Annotated in this window: 20 protein-coding genes; 15 read left to right on the forward strand and 5 right to left on the reverse strand. The window is 70.7% G+C overall.

The window, feature by feature from the left end; all coding sequences use genetic code 11:
* Positions 1 to 9: 9 nt before the first annotated feature.
* The 3 genes from ACFCVM_RS16250 (at position 10) to ACFCVM_RS16260 (ending at position 3215) form a co-directional block, all read left to right on the forward strand.
* On the forward strand, positions 10 to 630 hold the full coding sequence (locus ACFCVM_RS16250; protein ID WP_375837689.1) for a TetR/AcrR family transcriptional regulator: 621 nt from the start codon (positions 10 to 12) through the stop codon (positions 628 to 630).
* A 149-nt stretch (positions 631 to 779) separates the two neighbouring features.
* Positions 780 to 1811, forward strand: a complete 1032-nt coding sequence (locus ACFCVM_RS16255; RefSeq protein ID WP_375837690.1) for an agmatine/peptidylarginine deiminase — start codon at positions 780 to 782, stop codon at positions 1809 to 1811.
* Positions 1812 to 1835: 24 nt separating this feature from the next.
* Entirely contained in the window at positions 1836 to 3215 is a 1380-nt protein-coding gene (locus ACFCVM_RS16260; protein WP_375837691.1) for an APC family permease, read from the forward strand.
* 51 nt (positions 3216 to 3266) lie between these two features.
* Here ACFCVM_RS16260 and ACFCVM_RS16265 read toward each other — a convergent pair whose 3' ends face one another.
* Together ACFCVM_RS16265 and ACFCVM_RS16270 are read right to left on the reverse strand one after the other, a co-directional pair.
* The gene (locus tag ACFCVM_RS16265) at positions 3267 to 4493 is read right to left on the reverse strand and encodes a sensor histidine kinase (RefSeq protein ID WP_375837693.1); all 1227 of its coding nucleotides are present in this window, start codon (positions 4491 to 4493) and stop codon (positions 3267 to 3269) included.
* Entirely contained in the window at positions 4477 to 5136 is a 660-nt protein-coding gene (locus ACFCVM_RS16270) for a response regulator transcription factor (protein ID WP_375837694.1), read from the reverse strand. The genes ACFCVM_RS16265 and ACFCVM_RS16270 overlap by 17 nt, the downstream gene beginning before the upstream one ends.
* 156 nt (positions 5137 to 5292) lie before the next feature.
* Between ACFCVM_RS16270 and ACFCVM_RS16275 the strand changes: the two genes are divergently transcribed.
* The 4 genes from ACFCVM_RS16275 to ACFCVM_RS16290 are packed head-to-tail and all read left to right on the forward strand — an operon-like array spanning position 5293 to position 8823.
* Positions 5293 to 5817, forward strand: a complete 525-nt coding sequence (locus ACFCVM_RS16275; protein WP_375837695.1) for a hypothetical protein — start codon at positions 5293 to 5295, stop codon at positions 5815 to 5817.
* Positions 5814 to 6935: a peptidoglycan-binding protein gene (locus ACFCVM_RS16280; RefSeq protein WP_375837696.1), complete on the forward strand. Its 1122-nt coding sequence runs from the start codon at positions 5814 to 5816 to the stop codon at positions 6933 to 6935. Before ACFCVM_RS16275 ends, ACFCVM_RS16280 begins: the two co-directional genes overlap by 4 nt.
* Positions 6932 to 7630: an ABC transporter ATP-binding protein gene (locus ACFCVM_RS16285; protein ID WP_375837697.1), complete on the forward strand. Its 699-nt coding sequence runs from the start codon at positions 6932 to 6934 to the stop codon at positions 7628 to 7630. Before ACFCVM_RS16280 ends, ACFCVM_RS16285 begins: the two co-directional genes overlap by 4 nt.
* Positions 7627 to 8823 carry an ABC transporter permease gene (locus tag ACFCVM_RS16290; protein WP_375837698.1) on the forward strand — a complete coding sequence of 399 codons (1197 nt, stop codon included), beginning with the start codon at positions 7627 to 7629 and terminating at the stop codon, positions 8821 to 8823. Before ACFCVM_RS16285 ends, ACFCVM_RS16290 begins: the two co-directional genes overlap by 4 nt.
* 65 nt (positions 8824 to 8888) lie before the next feature.
* On the opposite strand, the gene ACFCVM_RS16295 is transcribed toward ACFCVM_RS16290, so the two are convergent.
* Together ACFCVM_RS16295 and ACFCVM_RS16300 are read right to left on the reverse strand one after the other, a co-directional pair.
* Positions 8889 to 10409 (reverse strand): agmatine/peptidylarginine deiminase, encoded by a 1521-nt coding sequence (locus ACFCVM_RS16295; protein WP_375837700.1) that lies wholly within the window; start codon positions 10407 to 10409, stop codon positions 8889 to 8891.
* A 191-nt stretch (positions 10410 to 10600) separates the two neighbouring features.
* Positions 10601 to 11578, reverse strand: coding sequence for an o-succinylbenzoate synthase (locus ACFCVM_RS16300; RefSeq protein WP_375837701.1), 978 nt, complete (start codon positions 11576 to 11578; stop codon positions 10601 to 10603).
* A gap of 89 nt (positions 11579 to 11667) precedes the next feature.
* On the opposite strand from ACFCVM_RS16300, the gene ACFCVM_RS16305 reads away from it, so the two are divergent.
* Genes ACFCVM_RS16305 through ACFCVM_RS16325 form a run of 5 tightly spaced genes read left to right on the forward strand, consistent with a single transcriptional unit; the run spans position 11668 to position 15712 of the window.
* A complete protein-coding gene (locus ACFCVM_RS16305; RefSeq protein WP_375837703.1) occupies positions 11668 to 11853 on the forward strand; it encodes a hypothetical protein in 186 nt (61 codons plus the stop codon).
* A gap of 58 nt (positions 11854 to 11911) precedes the next feature.
* On the forward strand, positions 11912 to 12478 hold the full coding sequence (locus ACFCVM_RS16310) for a hypothetical protein (protein WP_375837705.1): 567 nt from the start codon (positions 11912 to 11914) through the stop codon (positions 12476 to 12478).
* A 9-nt stretch (positions 12479 to 12487) separates the two neighbouring features.
* Positions 12488 to 13426, forward strand: coding sequence for a 1,4-dihydroxy-2-naphthoyl-CoA synthase (locus tag ACFCVM_RS16315; RefSeq protein WP_375837707.1), 939 nt, complete (start codon positions 12488 to 12490; stop codon positions 13424 to 13426).
* A gap of 43 nt (positions 13427 to 13469) precedes the next feature.
* Positions 13470 to 14642, forward strand: coding sequence for an AMP-binding protein (locus ACFCVM_RS16320; RefSeq protein WP_375837708.1), 1173 nt, complete (start codon positions 13470 to 13472; stop codon positions 14640 to 14642).
* 56 nt (positions 14643 to 14698) lie between these two features.
* Complete coding sequence (locus tag ACFCVM_RS16325; protein WP_375837710.1) at positions 14699 to 15712, forward strand: 1,4-dihydroxy-2-naphthoate polyprenyltransferase; 1014 nt, start codon at positions 14699 to 14701, stop codon at positions 15710 to 15712.
* 58 nt (positions 15713 to 15770) lie between these two features.
* On the opposite strand, the gene ACFCVM_RS16330 is transcribed toward ACFCVM_RS16325, so the two are convergent.
* Positions 15771 to 16046: a DUF4229 domain-containing protein gene (locus ACFCVM_RS16330; protein WP_375837711.1), complete on the reverse strand. Its 276-nt coding sequence runs from the start codon at positions 16044 to 16046 to the stop codon at positions 15771 to 15773.
* A gap of 73 nt (positions 16047 to 16119) precedes the next feature.
* Here ACFCVM_RS16330 and ACFCVM_RS16335 point away from each other — a divergent pair, with 73 nt between their 5' ends.
* Genes ACFCVM_RS16335 through ACFCVM_RS16345 form a run of 3 tightly spaced genes read left to right on the forward strand, consistent with a single transcriptional unit; the run spans position 16120 to position 19324 of the window.
* Complete coding sequence (locus tag ACFCVM_RS16335; RefSeq protein WP_375837712.1) at positions 16120 to 16557, forward strand: PLD nuclease N-terminal domain-containing protein; 438 nt, start codon at positions 16120 to 16122, stop codon at positions 16555 to 16557.
* The gene (gene menD, locus ACFCVM_RS16340; protein ID WP_375837714.1) at positions 16550 to 18427 is read left to right on the forward strand and encodes a 2-succinyl-5-enolpyruvyl-6-hydroxy-3-cyclohexene-1-carboxylic-acid synthase; all 1878 of its coding nucleotides are present in this window, start codon (positions 16550 to 16552) and stop codon (positions 18425 to 18427) included. The genes ACFCVM_RS16335 and menD overlap by 8 nt, the downstream gene beginning before the upstream one ends.
* 39 nt (positions 18428 to 18466) lie before the next feature.
* Complete coding sequence (locus ACFCVM_RS16345) at positions 18467 to 19324, forward strand: PPK2 family polyphosphate kinase (protein WP_375837716.1); 858 nt, start codon at positions 18467 to 18469, stop codon at positions 19322 to 19324.
* The last annotated feature ends 7 nt before the right edge of the window (positions 19325 to 19331 follow it).

Raw genomic sequence — 19331 nt, forward strand, 5'->3', positions numbered from 1 at the left:
GGCGGCCGGGTGAGCGGGCGACGTGCGAAGGGCAAGGCACGCGAAGAGCTCGTCGTCGATGCGGCGGCCAAGGCGATCGCCGATCTGGGACTCGCGAACGTCCGGGTCTCCGACATCGCCGAGCGCGCCGGGATGACCCCGGGTCACGTCACCTACTACTTCCCGTCGAAGACCGAGCTCCTGATGCTGGCCATCCGCCAGAGCGAAGAGGCATTGGTCGAACAGGTCGAGGTCGAACTCGATGACATCGACGACCCGTGGGCGAGGCTGGAACGGCTGATCGCCCTCTCGGCCTCGAACGGGCGCGGCGACGTCGGCTGGATCCTCTGGTTCCAGGTCTGGTCGGATGCCGCGACCGACGACACCGTCGCCGAGGTGCACAACGAACTCGACGAGCGTTGGCGTGGGATCCTCACCGACGTCCTCGCCTACGGCCGCGAGCGCGGCGCATTCGCGTTCGACGACCTCGACACGGCCTCGCAACTCATCTCCGCCACGATCGACGGCCTGTCGATCCAGCTCACCGTGGGGGCGCCGAACCTCGACCGCGCTCGCATGCTGGAGTTGTGCGTTCGGGCGAGCGCCGCATTCCTCGGTGTCCCGGTGGCGCAGCCCACCGACGCCGCCTGATCCGAGCCGCAGCGGTCGCGACGTGGTCGCGCGTTCCGGCGCGCCCGGACGCCGACAGCGCGACCTCCTGAGCGCGCGATCCTGTGCTTGCAATTAAATTGGTTCCCATCCAAAATAGTCGGGAACACCACGTACCAATGGAGGTCCTCGTGACTGAGACGATGCCCACTCCGGCCGAAGCCGGGTTCTCGATGCCGGCCGAATGGTCGCCGCACGCCGCGTGCGTCATGGTCTGGCCGGCGCGACGTGAGCTCTGGAACGACCGATTCGACGAGGCCAAGCGCGACTACGCGGCGGTCGCCCGGGCGATCGCCGCCTTCGAGCCGGTCGTCATGCTGTGCAACCCCGGCCTCGCCGCCGAGGTCGTCGCCTTCTGCGGGACCGGCGTCGAACCCCTCGAGGTGCGGGTCGACGACTCCTGGGCGCGCGACAGCGGGCCGGCATTCGTCACGAATGCCAAGGGCGACGTCGCCGCGGTCAAGTTCGGCTTCAACGCCTGGGGCAACCGCTGGCATCCGCACGACCAGGACGCGCTCATCCCCGACCGGCTCGCAGCGCACTTCGGCGTCCCGCTCTTCCGGGCGCCGTTCGTGCTCGAGGGCGGCGCGTTCTTCGTCGACGGCGAAGGCTCACTCATCACGACCGAGCAGTGCCTGCTCGACCCGAACCGGAATCCGCATCTCACGAAGGGCGAGATCGAGCAGGGGCTGAAGGACTACCTCGGCGTCTCGACCGTCACCTGGCTGCCGTTCGGGCACAGTCTCGACGTCGGCCCTGCCGGCACCGACGGGCACATCGACGGCGTCGCGCAGTACGTCGCGCCGGGGCGCGTGCTGCTCGAGGTGCCGTCGGACCCCGCGTCATCCGAGTACGAGCGCGCCCGCGCGAATCTCGCGCGGTTGCAGGGCTCGCCCGACGCCGCGGGTCGCACGCTCGACATCAGCTTCCTCGACCCCCACCTCGACGCGGAGGTCTCCTACGCGAACCACTACCTGGCCAACGGCGCCGTCATCGTGCCGGTCGGCGGCGACGAGCGGGATGCGGACGTGCTCGACTTCCTCGGCGGGGTCTATCCCGACCGCACGATCGTGGGCGTCCCCGGGGCGACGATCGCCTACGGCGGCGGTGGCCCGCACTGCATCACCCAGCAGGTGCCCGCCGGAGTCGTCTCGGCCGCGTAGCGCCCTCACCCGATAGGAATCGCCATGCCCGCCTCACCGCCTCCCGAGTCGCTGATCTCACCCACCGCGGCCACCGCTCGCGTCACCGGAGGGCGCTTCAAGCGCGTGCTCGGCACGCCCTCGCTCGTGCTGTTCGGGCTCGTGTACATGGTGCCGCTCACCGTGTTCACGACCTACGGCATCGTCACCGAGCTCACGGGCGGCCGGGTGCCGATGGCGTACGCGATCACCCTGGTCGCGATGGTGTTCACGGCACGTTCGTATGCGCGGATGTCGGTGGCGTACCCCTTCGCCGGATCCGCGTACGTCTACACGCAGCGCAGCTTCGGTGGCGCGGTCGGATTCCTCGCGGGCTGGGCGCTACTGCTCGACTACCTCTTCCTGCCGATGATCAACTACCTGCTCATCGGCATCTACCTCGAAGCGGCGTTCCCGGCGGTGCCGGCGTGGGTGTTCATCCTCGTCTCGATCGTGGTCGTCACGGCACTGAACATCGTCGGCATCGTCTCGGTGACCCGGACGAACTTCGTGATCATCGCCCTGCAGGCCGTGTTCATCGCCCTGTTCCTCGTGCTCGGCCTCGCCTCGCTCTCGGGACGTGCCGTAGACCCCATGGCGCCGTTCACCGGGGACGGCAGCGCCCCGGGGTTCGGGGTGCTCTTCGCGGGTGCCGCGGTGCTCTGCCTGTCGTTCCTCGGCTTCGACTCGGTGTCGACGCTGGCGGAGGAGGCGAAGGAACCCGCCCGCACCGTGCCACGGGCGATCATGATCACCACCGTCGTGGCCGGACTCGCCTTCTTCGCCCTGTCGTACCTCTCCCAGCTGGTGTTCCCGTCGAACGAGTTCGCCTCGGTCGACGCTGCGGCGCTCGACGTGGTGCAGGCCGCGGGCGGCCAACTGCTCGCGGTGCTGTTCACCGCCGGGTACATCGCCGGCTCGCTCGGCTCGGCGCTCACCTCGCAGGCGTCGGTCTCACGCATCCTCTTCGCGATGGGCCGCGACGGGGTGCTCCCGAAGCGGGTGTTCGGCCGCCTCTCCGAACGGTTCGGCACGCCGGTGATCGCCATCTCGGTCGTGTCGGCGATCTCGCTGCTCGCGATCGTCTTCGACCTCGCGCTGCTCGCTGCGATGATCAGCTTCGGGGCGCTCATCGCGTTCTCGGCGGTCAACCTCTCGGTCGTCAAGCACTACTTCCTCGACCGCAGGGAGCGCGGAGGCATGGCCGTCGTGAACAACCTCGTGCTGCCGCTGATCGGCTTCGCGCTCACCGTATGGCTCTGGACCAGCCTGGCACCGAGCACCTTCATCGTCGGCCTGTCGTGGCTCGCCGTCGGCGTGGTGATCCTCGCGATCGTCACCCGCGGGTTCCGCCGGCCGACGCCGATGCTCGATCTGAAGGAGTGAGGCTGCGGATGCCGCGGCCGCACGCCGTGGCATCCGCCGCGGTCTTCGGGATCAGTCGGGGCGATTCGCTCGTCGCCCCGGGAAGCGCACTCGCACCTCGAGGCCGCCCTCGGCACGCGGGGTGAGCCGGAGCGCGGCGCCGTGGCGGTCGGCGATCGCCGCGACGATCGACAGCCCGAGGCCACGGCCCGTCGTCGATGCCCGACTCGTGCGACCGGCGCCGCGAACGAACGGATCGGCGAGCCGATCGACGAGGTCGGCGGGCACCGTGTCGCCGTCGTTGGCCACCTCGAGTGTCGTGGAGTCGTCTTCGTCGGAGCGGGTGCTCACGCGCACGTGTCCCCCCGGTGCGTTGTGACGGATCGCGTTCTGCAGGAGGTTCAGGGCGAGCTGGCGGAGGAGGGCGCGGTCGCCCTGGACGGTCGCGGCAACGAGCCGGGTCTCGATCGTGATGTTCGCCGACTCCGCCTCGGCGGTGACCTCGCTCACGGCCTCGGCGACGAGGAGCGAGAGGTCGACCGGGTCGCGCCGGGCGGTGACGGCTTCGATCTCGGACAGGTCGAGGAGCGCCTCGACGGTGTCGACGCTGCGCTCGTTCACGGCGCGCAGGCGAGTGAGCAGTGGCCGTTCCGCCTCGGTCGCCGAAGCGAGTGCGACGTCGAGCATGGCTCGCGTCGTGGCGAGCGGGGTGCGCAGTTCGTGCGAGGCGTTGGCCGCGAAACGCCGGTACGAGTCGAACGAGCGTTCCAGCTCGCCGAGCATCTCGTCGAAGGTGTCGGCGAGGTCGGTGATCTCATCGCGCGGGCCGGCGAGGGCGATGCGGTGGTCGAGCTGGCCGCGTGCGGCCAGGTGGGCCGCGGCGCCGACGTACTGCAGCGGGCGGAGCATCCGCCCGGCGACCAGCCATCCCGCCAGAATCCCGCCGAGGGCGAGGAGCACCAGCACGACGCCCGAGACGACGAGGAGGAGGGTCTGGACCTCGCTCTGGGAGCTCACGACCAGCGCCTCGGTGGTTTCGACGGGGATGCTGGGGTCCGGAACGAACTCGCCATCGCCGGCGGTCGGCATCGCGGTGTCGGGCGGGAGTGCCGGGGTGAGGGGTGCCGCGAACTGATAGGTCGGAAGGAGCCCGAGGAACACGAAGACGATCGTGAGCATGATCAGCCCGGCGACGGTGAGCAGCACCGCGTAGGTCAGTGCGAGGCGCGTCCGAACGGTGAGCCGGTACCGGTGCGGGGCCGGCACGTCGTCGCCGTCGCGCTCACTCGTCGATCGCATAACCGACCCCCGGGACGGTGCGGATCACCCACGGCTCGCCGAGCTTGCGGCGGAGCGTGGAGATGGTGACCTTCACGGTGTTCGTGAACGGGTTCGCATTCTCATCCCATGCCTTCTCGAGGAGGGTCTCGGCGCTCACGACGCCGCCGTCCGCGCGGAGCAGGACCTCGAGCACCGCGAATTCCTTGCGGGTGAGCGCGACGTGTCGTCCATCGCGGAAGACCTCCCGGCGGATCGGGTCGAGCGTGAGCCCTGCTCGCTCGAGTTGCGGAGGGAGCGCCGTGAATCGTCGCCGGCCCAGTGCGCGCAGTCGAGCGGTGAGCTCGGGGAACTCGAACGGCTTCGCGAGGTAGTCGTCGGCGCCGAGTTCGAAGCCGCCCACCTTGTCGTGCAGCCGCCTCGCGGCGGTCAGCATGAGGATCGCAGGTCGCGAGTCACGGCCTGCGAGGATGCGGCACACCTCGTCGCCATGCGTGCCGGGGATGTCCCGGTCGAGCACGATCGCGTCGTATTCGTTCACGTCGACGGCGATGAGTGCGCCGTCGCCGTCACCGACGACGTCGGCGGCGATCGCCTCGAGGGCGAGCCCGGCTCGGATGGCCTCGGCGAGATAGGTCTCGTCTTCGACGATGAGCACTCGCATGCATCCCTCCTCTCTCGGTGATGCGCACTCGGTGATGGCCACAGTCAAGCATCCGCCGGGTAAAGAAATCGTCAAGGCCGCGCTTTACGGCGTCGTAACCGCCGATCGCATGGACTGGTCATCGCCTCGAACCGGGGCGTACCGAAGGGACAGCTCATGACCACCATCCGTACCAAGCGTCGCGGCTTCGCGGCCGCCCTCCTCGCCGCCGTCGCCGTGACCGTGGCTCTCGCCGGTTGTTCGGCCGCGCCCGGTGCCGGCGGCGATGGTGCCGGCGCGGGCGGTGGCGAGCTCAAGAGCGGCGACGCCGAGGCCATCTACGCGGAGTGGAACGACAAGTTCCAGGACTGCATGAAGGACAAGGGGTTCGACCTGTCGGACATGAGCGAATCCATCTCGGCTGACGACGCGGAGGCGCTCAATGCGGCCGCGAACGCGTGCTACGAGAAGGTCGGCGAGCCACCTGCCGATCCCAACCTGCCGTCGAACGAAGAGCTCAACGAGCAGATGCTCGCGTTCGCCAAGTGCATGCGCGAGGCCGGGTACGACTACCCCGACCCGAAGATCGACCCGAATGGTGGCGTCGCGATGAGCCCGGCGATGCCGTCCGACTGGGACTCGGCCGACATCGACCGGTGCAGCAAGGAGGCCGGCATGAGCGGTGGCGGTGAGAACTCATGAAGACGACACGAGAGCGGCACCCCGATGCGCGCGAACCGGGGGCGACCGAGTCGCCCGCACCGGGCCGGTCGCGCCGCAAGCCCATCCTGATCGGCGCGGCGGCCGTCGCCGTGATCGGAGTGGCCGCGGGGATCGGATATCTCACCTGGCCGTCGACGGCCGCTGAGGACAAGCAGGACGTGAGGGTCGAGAGCGCCGAAGTCGTGCGCGGTGACCTCACCGAACTGGTGCGCGCGAGCGGGAAGCTGGGCTTCGGCGCCCTCCGCGACCTGGGCACCGGTCTGCCCGGCACGATCACGGGCCTGTCGGGGCTCGGCACCGTGGTGGGTATCGGCGGCGAGCTGTTCCGGATCGACGACCGGCCCGTCATGCTGTTCCGCGGTGAGCTGCCGATGTGGCGCTCGTTCGAGAGCGGCATGACGGACGGTGCCGATGTGCTCCAACTCGAGCGCAACCTCAAGGACCTGGGCTACTTCGACCGCGAACCCGACCAGGAGTTCGCGGGCAGCACGGCCACGGCGATCGAGAAGTGGCAGAAGGCCAGCCACCTCGACGAGACCGGTTCGATCGAGATGGGCCGCATCGTCTTCTCGCCGACGGACGTGCGTGTCGCCGAGCACAAGATCGGCGCGGGCTCGCCGGCCGGTCCGGGAGTGCTCGGCGTCTCGGGCACGACGAAGGAGATCAGCGTCTCCGTGGACCCGAACCTCAGCGCGATCGCGGCGCTCGGGTCCGAGGTGACCGTGGTGCTGCCCAACGGCACCGAGGCGAAGGGCAAGATCGCCGGCGTCGGATCTCCGGTCGAGCAGGACGACAAGAACAGCGGCGAGAAGAAGCTCAAGCTGCCGTTGACGATCACTCTCGACGACCCCGCGACCGCGGACGGCCTCGACGACGTCAGCGTCAGCGTCATCATCAATCGGGTGAAGGCCGAGGACGCGCTCCAGGTGCCCGTGCTCGCGCTCCTCGCCCGGCCCGGCGGCGGGTTCGCGGTCGAGGTCCTGCACGGCGAGAAGACCGAGATGGTCGACGTCGAGCTCGGCGTCTTCGCCGACGGCATGGTCGAGGTCACCGGAGGCGACCTCGAGGCGGGCGACAAGGTGGTGGTCGGCACATGACCGAGCCGATGATCGAACTGCGCGGGGTGACCCGCCGCTACGGCAGCCCGCCGACCGTCGCGCTCGCCGGAGTCGACCTCCGGGTCGAACGAGGCGAGATGCTCGCGATCGTCGGCCCCAGCGGCTCGGGCAAGTCCACGATGCTGAACCTCATGGGCACGCTCGACCGGGCGAGTTCCGGGCAGATCCGCATCGCCGGCGAGGACACGACGACGCTCACCGATGCCGAACTGTCCGCCCTGCGGGCGTACACGATCGGGTTCGTCTTCCAGCAGTTCCATCTCGCCGACGGCGTCAGCGCACTCGACAACGTCGCGACCGGCCTCCTCTACACCGGTGTGCCGCTTCCGGAACGCCGTCGCCGTGCGGTCGTCGCCCTCGAACGGGTGGGGCTCGGGCACCGACTCCGGCATCGGCCGCGGGAGTTGTCGGGCGGGGAGCGGCAGCGCGTCGCGATCGCCCGCGCGGTCGTGGGGGAGCCGCCGCTCCTCCTCGCCGACGAGCCGACCGGCAGCCTCGACACGCGATCCGGCGCGGCGGTGGTCGAGATCCTGCACGAGCTCAACCGCGCAGGGACGACGGTCGTCGTCATCACCCACGACGTCGAACTCGCCGAGCGGCTGCCGCGTCGCGTCGCGATCCGCGACGGACGCATCGAACACGACGCATCCGACCCGGCACTGGAGGTGGCATGATGGCGACGACCGAACGACGATCACGACTCCGATTCGGCGACCTGCTCGGTCTCGGCACCCACGGGCTGAGGGCCCACCCGATGCGGGCCGCCCTCTCCGCACTCGGCATCGCGATCGGCATCGCCGCGATGGTCGCAGTCATCGGCATCTCGACGTCGAGCGAAGCCCTCGTGCGAGAGAAGCTCGCCTCCCTCGGCACGAACATGCTGACCGCCGCCGCGGGCACCGACTTCCTCGGGGAGGACTCGAAGCTCCCGGCCGACGCGGTCGAACGAGTGCGTCGGATCGACGGTGTCGAGACCGCGAGCTGGATCGCGACCCTCGGGAAGGTCAACGTCTACCGCAACGCCGCCGTCGATCCCGGTGCGACCGGCGGACTCACGGTCGTCGTCGGTGAGAACTCGCTGCTCGACGCCACGAGTTCGGACCTCATCCGCGGATCCTGGCTGAACGCGGCCACCGAACGATACCCCGCCGTCGTCCTCGGCGAACGGGCAGCGCAGAAGCTCGGCATCCGCGAGGTCGGCACCAGCGTGTGGATCGGCGGCAACCAGTTCACCGTCGTGGGGATACTCGACCGGTCGCCGCTCGCTCCCGAACTCGACTCGGCCGCGATCATCGGGCCCGGCATCGCGAAGGACCTCTTCGGCTTCGACGGCTCGCCGACCACGATCTACGAGCGCTCCGACGATGCGCTCGTCGCCGACGTCCGCGACCTGCTTCCGGGCGCGATCAACCCGGAGTCGCCCAACGAGGTGAAGGTGAGTCGTCCGTCCGACGCGCTCGCGGCCAAGAACACCGTGGACCAGGCGTTCACCGGGCTGCTCGTCGGAGTCGGTTCGATCGCGCTGCTGGTCGGTGGGATCGGCGTGGCCAACACGATGGTCATCTCGGTGCTCGAGCGCCGGCGCGAGATCGGCATGCGCCGCTCGCTCGGAGCCACTCGCGGGCACATCCGATCGCAGTTCCTCGTCGAGGCGATGCTGCTCGCGGCCTACGGCGGACTCGTGGGAACGGTGCTCGGCTGGCTCATCACCGCCGTGGTCGCCCGCGGGAACGGCTGGATCGTGGCCATCCCGCCGCAGGTGCTCGTCGCCGGCGTGGTCGTCACGGTCGTCGTCGGAGCCGTGGCCGGAGTCCTCCCCGCCATTCGGGCGGCACGCACGTCACCGACGGCGGCACTGTCGGCATAGGAATCGCGAGCGACCGAGCGGACGCGACGGCGCTGTGCCGTCGCGTCCGCCCACCGCCGAGTCCCTCAGGTGACCTGGAAGGTCGCGCTGGTGGCGAGCAGGGTGAGCCCGTCGTCGGCGAAGAAGCGGAAGTTGTACGCCCCCCGCGTCGAGGGCGCCGTGAACGTGATCGTCGCAGAGGTGCGACCGGTGGCGGGCGGGCTGTCCTGGCCGTTGAGGTATTTCTCGTCGTAGCCGCCCGCACTGTCGGGGTCGCTCGCGCGGTACAGGCCGACCCAGTCGCGCCGGCCGCCGGGTCCGCCCGCCACGTTCGCGCGGATCGTGCCGCCTCTGCCGACCGAGCTCCGGTCGGCCGCGATGGTGGCTCCGGCCGGGGGAGTCGGCGTCGGCGTCGGTGTCGGGGTCGGTCCGCCGGAACCCAGCGGCTCCTCCATGGTGACGCAGTGCGCTCCGCCGCCGCCCTCGCCCATGAGGACATCGAGGTTCAGCTGGACGCACGGACGACCGAATGCCGCGGAGAGCGCGTCCCTGGCCGCGGTATCCGTGGTGGGATCGCCGAACTGGGCGGTGATGACGGACCCCGAGGTCACGATGCAGTTCAGGTAGCCGTCGAAGAACGTCGCCTGTGCGGAAGCCGGGATGCGCGGGAGCGAGGCCGGCCCGTAGATCGTGGTGACCTCCAGCCGCCGGCCCTTGGCATCAGTGGCGGATGCGAGCAGGTTCCTCGTCGCGATCGCCGATTGCGACCAGATGGTCGACGGGCGCGCCGGATTGCTGAGCTGGACCAGCACCCGGCCCGGACTCGTGTACAGGACCGTCGCATCGATGTGGTCGTCGGTGATGTCCTGCCCCGAGATGCCCTGGCACCAGATCATCTTGGAGGCACCGTACATGCGGAGGAGTTCGGCCTCGATCTGGGCCGCCGACTTGCCCGGGTTGCGAGCCGAGTCGACCCAGGAGCTGCGGTTGGCGATGAGCGTGCCGTCACCGTCGGAGATCACGCCGCCGCCCTCGCCGACGACGGTCGCCGCGCTGAACGCGACGCCGTTCTGGGCAGCCATCCGCTGCGCGACCAACGCGTCCTTGGCATGCGTCTGCTCGTTGCCCCAGCCGTTGAAGTTGAGGCCGATCGCGTCGATGCCGCCCGCCCCGTCCGTACGGAACACCGCACCGGAGTCGCGCATCCAGCAGTCGTTCACCGGGATGGAACTGATCACCGTCACGTTCGAGCCGACCCGGCTGCGAGCCGTGGCGGCGGCACTCGTTCCGTCGGCGCACATGATGACCGGCGTCGTCTTGACGATCTCGTTGGCGATCTTCGCGATATCGCCCTGGATGCCAGAGAGCAGGTTGCCCCAGATCGACGTGCTCGACGGCCACGCCATCCAGATCCGCTTGAGGGGGCCGCCCTCGCCGGGCACGACGAACGCGCCGGCGGCCTGTGCGCCATCGAGCGTCGTCATGGCCATCGCACTCGGGGCGGCCACCACCAGGCCGGCGGCCGCCACCCCGGCAAGGGTGAGGAACTGCCTCCGTGGATAGCCTTCGATCGTGCTGTTGCGGTCGCTGCTTCGCTGCTCACTCACGCGCGGTTCCTTCCCTCGTCCACGGAATGTGGAGGTCGACCTCTGTATCCGGACAACACTCTTTGGATGTCATCCAAATTTGTGAGGCCTAGTTTTCCCCGAGGCATCCTCGATGTCAAGGGCGTGGGTGAATCGGGGTCGACGACATCCCCGGAGCGAGGAACGCGCGCCGGGTCGTCAGGAGGCCGGGCTCAGGCGAGCGCCGCGTGGCAGCGCACGATGCGCTCGAACCACCACTCGGTGCGCTCGGGCGATGCGGCGTAGCGGTCGAGCAGCGCGGGGTCGGGCAGCACCCTGCCGACCGGGATCGACCCGTCCTCGGGGATGAGCGGCGCCCGCGTGACATCCGCTGCCAGGAGTGAGGCGGTGCCGAGGCCGCAGTCGAAGTCGAGCACGGGCACGGATGCCGCGAGCTGCGCGCCCATCGCGAGGCCGATGCTCGTGTCGAGGGCGCTCGAGACGACGACAGGCAGGCCCGTGCGGCCGATGAGCTCGAGCGCGCGATGGATGCCGCCGAGCGGCTGCGCCTTGATCACGAGCAGGTCGGCAGCGCCCGCCTCGGCCACTGCGAGCGGGTCGTCGGCGCGGCGCACGCTCTCGTCGGCTGCGATCGGCACGCCCATGTACTTCGTGCGGCGACGGATCTCGGCGAGCTCATCGATGGTCGGGCAGGGCTGCTCGACGTACTCGAGGTCGAACGTCGCGAACGCGTGGATCGCGTGCTCGGCCTCGTCGACGTTCCACCCGGCGTTGGCGTCGACGCGGATGCGACCCTCGGGACCGAGCGCCTCGCGCACGGCACGCACGCGGGCGACATCCTGCGCGAGCGTCTGGTCGGGGCTCGCGACCTTCACTTTCGCCGTACGGCATCCGGGGAATCGTGCGAGCACGGCGGCGACGCTGTCGGGATCGACGGCCGGCACGGTCGCGTTGACCGGGATGCGGTCGCGGAGCGCCGGCGGCGGGGTCGTCCAGCCGTAGTCGATCGCGGCGGCCAGCCAGGCGGATGCCTCGTCGTCGTCGTACTCGACGAAGGGCGAGAACTCGGTCCACCCCTCCGGCCCCTCGAAGAGCACGGCCTCTCGCACGTCGATGCCGCGGAACCGCGTCACGAGGGGGAGGGCCACGACTCTGGCGGTGGCGAGCAGTTCGTTCGGCTCGGGCAGCATGTGCCCAGTCTCGCACCCCGCGCCCCTGAGAGGGTGGACTGTCAGGGGAACGCCCGGAGGGGTAGGGTGAACGCCCACAGGGGGTGCACATGGACGGACTGCAGCAGCTCGGCATCGAGGGCGTCGAAGTCCCCGAGGAGCCGGTCGCGAAGAACGTGCTCATCGGCGTCGGAGGAGTGCTGCTCGTGATCGCTGCGCTGATTCCGATCACCGCGGCGGTCATCACGATCGTGGTCGTCGTCACGAGCTACGGCGGGGCGATGCTCGGCCTCTGACGCATCGGCGATGGGCCCGGCCGAGCAGGGGTCGCCCGATGACGCTAACGTCGGTCGGATGACGTCGCAGGCGAGTGGAATCTATGTCGGGCACCTGATCGGGGCATCCTTCGGTGCCGTCTTCGTGATCCGCAACAGCGGCTTGCTCGGCCAGCCCGGCCAGCTCATCGCGAGTGTGCTCGCGGTGCTCGCAGCGGTCGTCATCCTCGTCGGCTTCATCTCGACGATCCGGCGGGGTCAGCGCCCGCCCGCGCAGGACCTTCCGCGTTCCCGCGCAGCGTTCTGGGTGATCGTCGTGATCGAGGCGGTGCTGCTGTTCGGCGGGCTCGCGCTCCTCAATCGCGTCGAACCGGCGGCGAACGTCGGCTGGATCGCCCTCGTCGTTGGCGTGCACTTCCTCGCGTTCACCCTCTGGTGGATCCCCGGGCAGCGCGAGCTGCTCGTCATCGGCGCCGTGATGGTTCCGCTCGGCATCGTCGGACTCGTCATCGCCGTCACGACGCACGACGCGGTGCTCGTCGAGTTCGTCTCCGGCTTCGGGTCGGGGATCGTGCTGCTCGGCGCGAGCCTCGCGACCGCGGTTCGCGTGATCGTGACCGGTCGAGCTCCGATCCGCGCGGAATAGGCTTGGGGCATGAGCGCCGAGGTGTCTGAACTGTTCGATGTGAGCGAGTGGACCGACGCGGCGGCCGCGGTCGGGTTCACCGACATCACCTACCATCACTCGAATGACGGCCGCATCGCGCGCATCGCCTTCGACCGGCCCGAGGTGCGCAACGCCTTCCGGCCGCACTCGGTCGACGAGCTCTACCGCGCGCTCGAAGACGCGCGCACGAACCCCCGCATCGGCGTCGTGCTGCTCACCGGCAACGGCCCGAGCGCCAAGGACGGCGGCTGGGCGTTCTGCTCGGGCGGCGACCAGCGCATCCGCGGGCGCGACGGCTACAAGTACTCCGACGCCGAGACGGCGATCGTCGACGGCGCAGGTGGCACCGCCGACCCGCACGGGCACGCCGCGGTCGGGCGCCTCCACATCCTCGAGGTGCAGCGGCTCATCCGCTTCATGCCGAAGGTCGTCATCGCGGTCGTTCCCGGCTGGGCGGCCGGCGGCGGCCACTCGCTCCACGTCGTCTGCGACCTCACGATCGCGAGCCGCGAGCACGGCAGGTTCAAGCAGACGGATGCCGACGTCGGCAGCTTCGACGCCGGATACGGCTCGGCGTACTTCGCCAGGCAGATCGGCCAGAAGTTCGCACGCGAGGTGTTCTTCCTCGCCGAGGAGTACTCGGCCGAGCGCGCCTACGAGATGGGCGCCGTGAACCGGGTCGTGCCGCATGCCGAGCTCGAGCGCGAGGCGATCGCCATGGCCCGCACGATCCTCACGAAATCGCCCACCGCGGTGCGCATGCTGAAGTTCGCCTTCAACGCGGTCGACGACGGCATGGTCGGCCAGCAGGTCTTCGCGGGCGAGGCGACGCGTCTGGCCTACGGCACCGACGAGGCCGTCGAGGGGCGAGACGCCTTCCTCGAGAAGCGCGCCCCCGACTGGGGCCCGTACCCGTGGCACTACTGATGGCGGTTACGGCCGACCGGTCGAGCAGGTTGCGGATGCCGCGATGAAACCGCTCATCAGGGTTCCGGCCGGCGACGTGCCCGCGTTCACCGCGCAACTGCGCGACGCCCTGTTCTTCGATGGGGCGGCGCTCGCCGTGCTCCCCGTGGCGGGCACGGCCGAGCCGGCGCCCGAGGAGCACATCGCCGCGTTCGTACCCGACGACGTCGCCGTGGTCGTCGAGACGAGCGGATCGACGGATGCCCCGAAGCGCGTCATGCTCACGGGCTCGGCGCTGCGGGCCGGCGCCGGCGCGACCGAGCGCTGGTTCGGCGGCATGCACGGCCAGTGGCTGCTGGCCCTGCCCGCGACCTACATCGCGGGCATCCAGGTGCTCGTTCGCTCCCTCGTCGGCGGAACGACGCCCGCGGTCATGCCGGAGGGCGGGTTCACCCCCGGGGCGTTCGCCGAGACGGCCCGCACGCTCGACCCCGACCTGCCGTGGTTCACGTCGCTCGTGCCGGTGCAGCTCGCAAGGCTCGTGGAGGCCGCGGCCGACGACCGGAGCGTGCGCGCGGCCCTCGGCTCGTTCGAGCGCATCCTCCTCGGCGGGCAGGCGGCGCCCGCCGGACTCGTCGAGCGCGCCGCGGAGCTCGGTGCGCGGGTGCACCGCACCTACGGTTCGAGCGAGACCGCGGGCGGATGCGTCTACGACGGCAACCCGCTGACAGGCGTCGGCGTGCGCGTGGTCGACGGCGAGGTGCAGCTCAGCGGCCCGATGCTCGCGAGCGGATACCTCGACGACCCCGAGCGCACGGCCGCTGCGTTCACGATCGACGGCGACGGCACACGCTGGTACCGCACGGGAGACCTCGGCGACCTCGCACCCGACGGGCGACTCCGCATCTCGGGGCGCGCCGACGACGTCGTCATCTCGGGCGGCGTCAAGGTCGCACTCGGCGAGGTCGAGCGCGCGATCCGCGCCGTTCCGGGGTTCGCCGAGGCCGTCGTGGTCGCGGTCGACGACGCCGAGTGGGGTCAGCGGCCGGCCGTCGCAGTGACGGGAGCCGCGGCATCCGCGACCCTCGCAGAGCTTGCAGCGGTGACGGATGCCGCGGGGCTCACGCCGGCGGCGCGACCCGTGCGGCTCCTGCGAGTCGAGACGCTGCCGCTGCTCGGCTCGGGCAAGCCCGACCGTCGTCGCATCGCGCAGCTCCTCGCCGAGGCGCCGCAGTAGGGCCGAACCGAGCCGCCACCGAGCCGCCACCGAGGTGCGCGAACTAGCATGATCGTGTGGCCCGCCCGAAACCCCAACGCCTGAACCCCGCCTCCGATCTCGCGGCGAAGTCCCGCACGCCCGGGCGCAGCGGCAATCCCGCGAAGGCCGCCCGCAGCGTCGGCGATGCCGCGAATCCCGGTGCACGCGACCGCGCGACGGCCGCCGACTGGGTGTCGGGGGCGCGGCTGCGCACGCTGCCCCTCGCCATCGCGCCGGTCGCCCTCGGCACGGGCGCGGGCATCGTCGCGATCCCCGACGGACCGTGGCACCCCGCGCGGGCCCTGCTCGCCCTCGTCGTCGCGCTCGCATTGCAGATCGGCGTCAACTACGCCAACGACTACTCCGACGGGGTGCGCGGCACCGACGAGCACCGCGTCGGACCGGCGCGTCTGACCGGCTCCGGCATCGCGCGGCCGAAGCAGGTGCTGGCCGTCGCGCTCAGCTTCTTCGCACTCGCGGCGATCGCCGGTCTCGCGCTCACGATCGTGACCGGGCAGTGGTGGCTGCTCGCCGTCGGTGCGGTCGCGATCGTCGCCGCCTGGTTCTACACGGGCGGCAAGCACCCCTACGGCTACTACGGCCTCGGCGAGCTCTTCGTCTTCGTCTTCTTCGGGCTCATCGCGACGGCCGGTTCCGCGTTCGTGCAGGCGCTCACCGTCAACTTCGAGGCCTGGGTCGGCGGCGTCGGCGTGGGACTCATCGCCTGCGCGGTGCTCATGGCCAACAACCTGCGCGACGTCGCGCAAGACAAGGTGGCGGGCAAGCGCACGCTCGCCGTGCTCGTCGGCCCGCTCGCGGGACGCATCATCTTCGCGGTCTTCATGCTCGTGCCGTTCGCGCTCGTCGGGTTCTTCGCGCTGTTCTACCCGACGGCATGGCTCGTCATGTTCGGGCTGCTCGCGGCCCTGCCGGCCTGCCTGATCGTGCTCACGGCGAAGACTCCGCGCGAGCTGATCATCGCCCTGCAGCTCGCGAGCCTCACGGCCCTCGTCTACGGCATCGGGCTCGGGCTGGCGTTCGCGCTCTGATCGGATCGGGCGTCGCGCCCTGAAGCGAATGCGCCGCGGTCGGCGCAGGTCAGCTCGGTCAGCGCTCGTCGGCGCCGCGTTCGATCGCGGCGTCTTCGGCCTCGTCGTCCTCGTTCACGACCGGCGTCTCACGATGGCGGACCGCGTAGAGGTCGCTCGACATCGCGTCGCGCGCCCGGCGCAGGAAGATGAGCGATGCGCTGAGCCCGAACAACGCGGCGATCGCGGTGGAGACCCAGACGTTGACGCCCGCGATGAGGAGCACCGCGAGCGGAACGGCGAACAGCAGCACCCGCAGCGCGGTGTACCAGATCCAGACGGGCACGGATTTCACCCGATCAGTCTAGGTCGGCGCGGCTGAGCGCACTCACAGCCGGGAACCTCGTGCACACGCCTAGACTGGGGCCATGGTGCGGTTGTACGTGGTGCTGATCGTGGCCGCGGTGGTCTTCTCCATCTATGCCGTCGCCGACTGCGCCTTCTTCGACCGTTCACGGGTCAGAGGGCTGAGTCGCGGCTGGTGGATCGTCGTCATCCTCTTCGTGCCGATCATCGGCGGCCTGCTCTGGTTCATCATCGGACGAGGTCGTGCCGGGCGCTCGTCGAGCGGGCGCTCTCGTACGGTGGCTCCCGACGACGACGCCGACTTCCTGCGTCGACTCGGCACCGAGGCCGAGCAGGACGAGCGGATCCGGCGCATGGAGCAGGAGCTCGCCGAGCTCGACCGCGACGCCCCGACCGGCGACGGCGCGCAGCCCGACGGCACCGCCGGCACCGAGCGCAAACGACCCGACACCCCCGAGACACCGGGTGAGTCCGGCCCGTCCGGCCGCCCGAATGGCTGAGCCCGACCGCCGACCCTCAGTGAGCCCCGCGAGCGATGCCGCACTGGCGCTGCTCGCGGCATTCGTGCGCGAGGGCGTCGTCGACCTCGTCGTCGCACCGGGCTCGCGCTCGCAGGCGCTGGCGCTCGCCGCAGCGGAGCTCGAACGGGCGGGCGCCGTGCGACTGCACGTGCGCATCGACGAGCGCGGCGCCGCCTTCCTCGCCGTGGGCCTTGCGGTCGAGTCGGGTCGGCCCGTGCCGATCATCACGACCTCGGGCACGGCCGTCGCGAACCTGCACCCCGCGGTGCTCGAGGCCCATCACTCGGGCGTGCCGCTGATCGTGCTCTCGGCCGACCGGCCGGCCGAACTCCGTGGCATCCGCTCGAACCAGACGACCATGCAGCCCGGAATCTTCGCCGGCGCGGTGCGGCTCGAACGCGACGTCGCCGCTCCAGACGGGTCGGCCGGTGAGGCGGATGCCGCGGCGCGCCTCGCTCGCGACGCCGTCGCCGCAGCGCTCGGCCGCGATGCCGACGGGCGGCCCGTGCCGCACCCCGGCCCCGGCCCGGTGCACCTCAACCTGCAACTGCGGGAGCCGCTGTCCGCGGCGATCCCCACCGATTCACCGGTGCTGACCTCTGCATCGGTCGCTGCCGCCGCGCTGCACGAAGGCCCGGCGCCCGCACCGACGACGGCCGATGCGGCGACGGCACCCGCGCTCATCGCCGCCGGCCCGCGCACGATCGTCGTGGCGGGCGCCGGAGCCGGCCCCGGCGCCGAGGAATTCGCCCGCGACGGCGGCTGGCCGCTCATCGCCGAGGTCTCGAGCGGCGCCCACTACGGGCCGAACCTCGTGGTCGCCTACCGTGAACTGCTCCGAGAGCCGGGGTTCGGCGACGAGATCGAGCGGGTCGTGGTCTTCGGTCACCCGACGCTCTCGCGCGAGGTGCCGGCGCTCGTGCAGCGCGACGGCGTCGAGACGATCGTCGTGGCACCGTGGGGCATCGAGTGGTTCAACCCGGGGCGCCGTGTCGCCCGATTCGAACGCGCCGTGCACACCGAACCGCACCCGCAGACCGCCGAGGAGCGGGCCTGGACCGGTCGCTGGGTGCGCGCGAGCCGCATGCTCGTCGAGTCCGGGCTGCCGACGGCACCCCTGCAGCGCGACGGCATCGACGAGACCGGCCACGTCTCCGACTTCGAGGCGCAGCGCGAGTACATGAAGGCCCAGCTCGCCGCGATGCGGGCGCGCGTGACCCGGCGCATGCTCGTCGACGCCGTCTGGTCGGCGACCTGGCCGCACGACCGGCTCCTCTTCGGGGCGTCGCGACTCATCCGCGATGCCGACCGCGCGGTGCCCGGTCGCCGCATCCCGGTGCACGCCAATCGCGGGCTCGCGGGCATCGACGGCACGGTCGCGACCGCGGTCGGCATCGCGATCGCGAGCCAGGTCGAGCTTCCGGGGCGGTCGTCGGGCACGTCGGGCCAACCGTCCGGTGAGCCGGATGCCGAGGCGCAGGCGCAGGCGCAGCAGGCCCCGACCAACGCGGCCCGCGGCGGCGTGACACGCGCCGTCATCGGCGACCTCACCCTGCTGCACGACGTCGGGTCCATGCTCCTCGGCGAGGGTGAGCATCGCCCGCGGGTGCAGCTCATCGTCGGCAACGACGGCGGCGGCACCATCTTCGATTCGCTCGAGGTCGCGGCATCCGCCCCCGCCGATGCCTTCGACCGGGTGCAGTTCACGCCGCAGCACGTCGATCTCGCGGCGCTCGCGGCCGCCTACGGCTGGGCGTACACGCGTGCGACCACTCGCGCCGAACTGCATGATGCGCTCGGCACACGGGTCGACGGACCCTCGATCCTCGAGGTCCCGCTTCCGCGCTGACCCTTGCCGCGGCATCCGCTCGCTCGGCAGGATGGACGCATGAGCCGCGAGACGTACTGGACCGCAGACCCCGCCGACCTGCTGCGGGTGGGCGACGGCTTCGAACTGTCGAAGACCGGAACGCGCGCGAACCCCGGCTTCGACGGCGACAAGGCCGCGGGCCAGGAGGCGCTCGCCGAGGGCGCAGAGATCCTCGCCCAGTTGCAGGAGCAGCTCTTCGCGATGAGCCGCATGGGCGGCGACGAGCGTCGCATCCTGCTCGTGCTCCAGGCGATGGACACGGCGGGCAAGGGCGGCATCGTCAAGCACGTCATGGGGGCCGTCGACCCGCAGGGCGTGCAGCTCGCGGCATTCAAGAAGCCGACCGCGGAGGAGCTCGAGCACGACTTCCTCTGGCGCATCCACAAGCAGGTGCCGGGTGCCGGCATCATCGGCGTCTTCGACCGCTCGCACTATGAGGACGTGCTCATCGGCCGGGTGCGCTCGCTCGCCTCGCCCGACGAGATCGAGCGGCGCTACGAGGCGATCAACGAGTTCGAGGCCGAGCTCGCGGCCACCGGCACGACGATCATCAAGGTCATGCTGCACATCTCGCGCGACGAGCAGAAGGCGCGGCTCACCGAGCGGCTCGCTCGCCCCGACAAGCACTGGAAGTTCAACCCCGGCGACGTCGACGAGCGACTGCGCTGGGACGACTACGCGGCGGCCTACCAGCTCGTCTTCGAACGAACGGCGACGGCGGATGCCCCGTGGTTCGTCGTGCCCGCCGACCGCAAGTGGTACGCGCGGCTGGCGGTGCAGCACCTGCTGATCGACGCGCTCGAGGCCATGCAGCTCGAGTGGCCGAAAGCCGACTACGACGTCGCCGAGCAGCAGAGGCGGCTCGCGGCGAGCTGACGCGGCT

The organism is Agromyces sp. NPDC056389 (assembly GCF_042262385.1).
In the GTDB taxonomy this organism is placed as follows: Bacteria; Actinomycetota; Actinomycetes; order Actinomycetales; family Microbacteriaceae; genus Agromyces.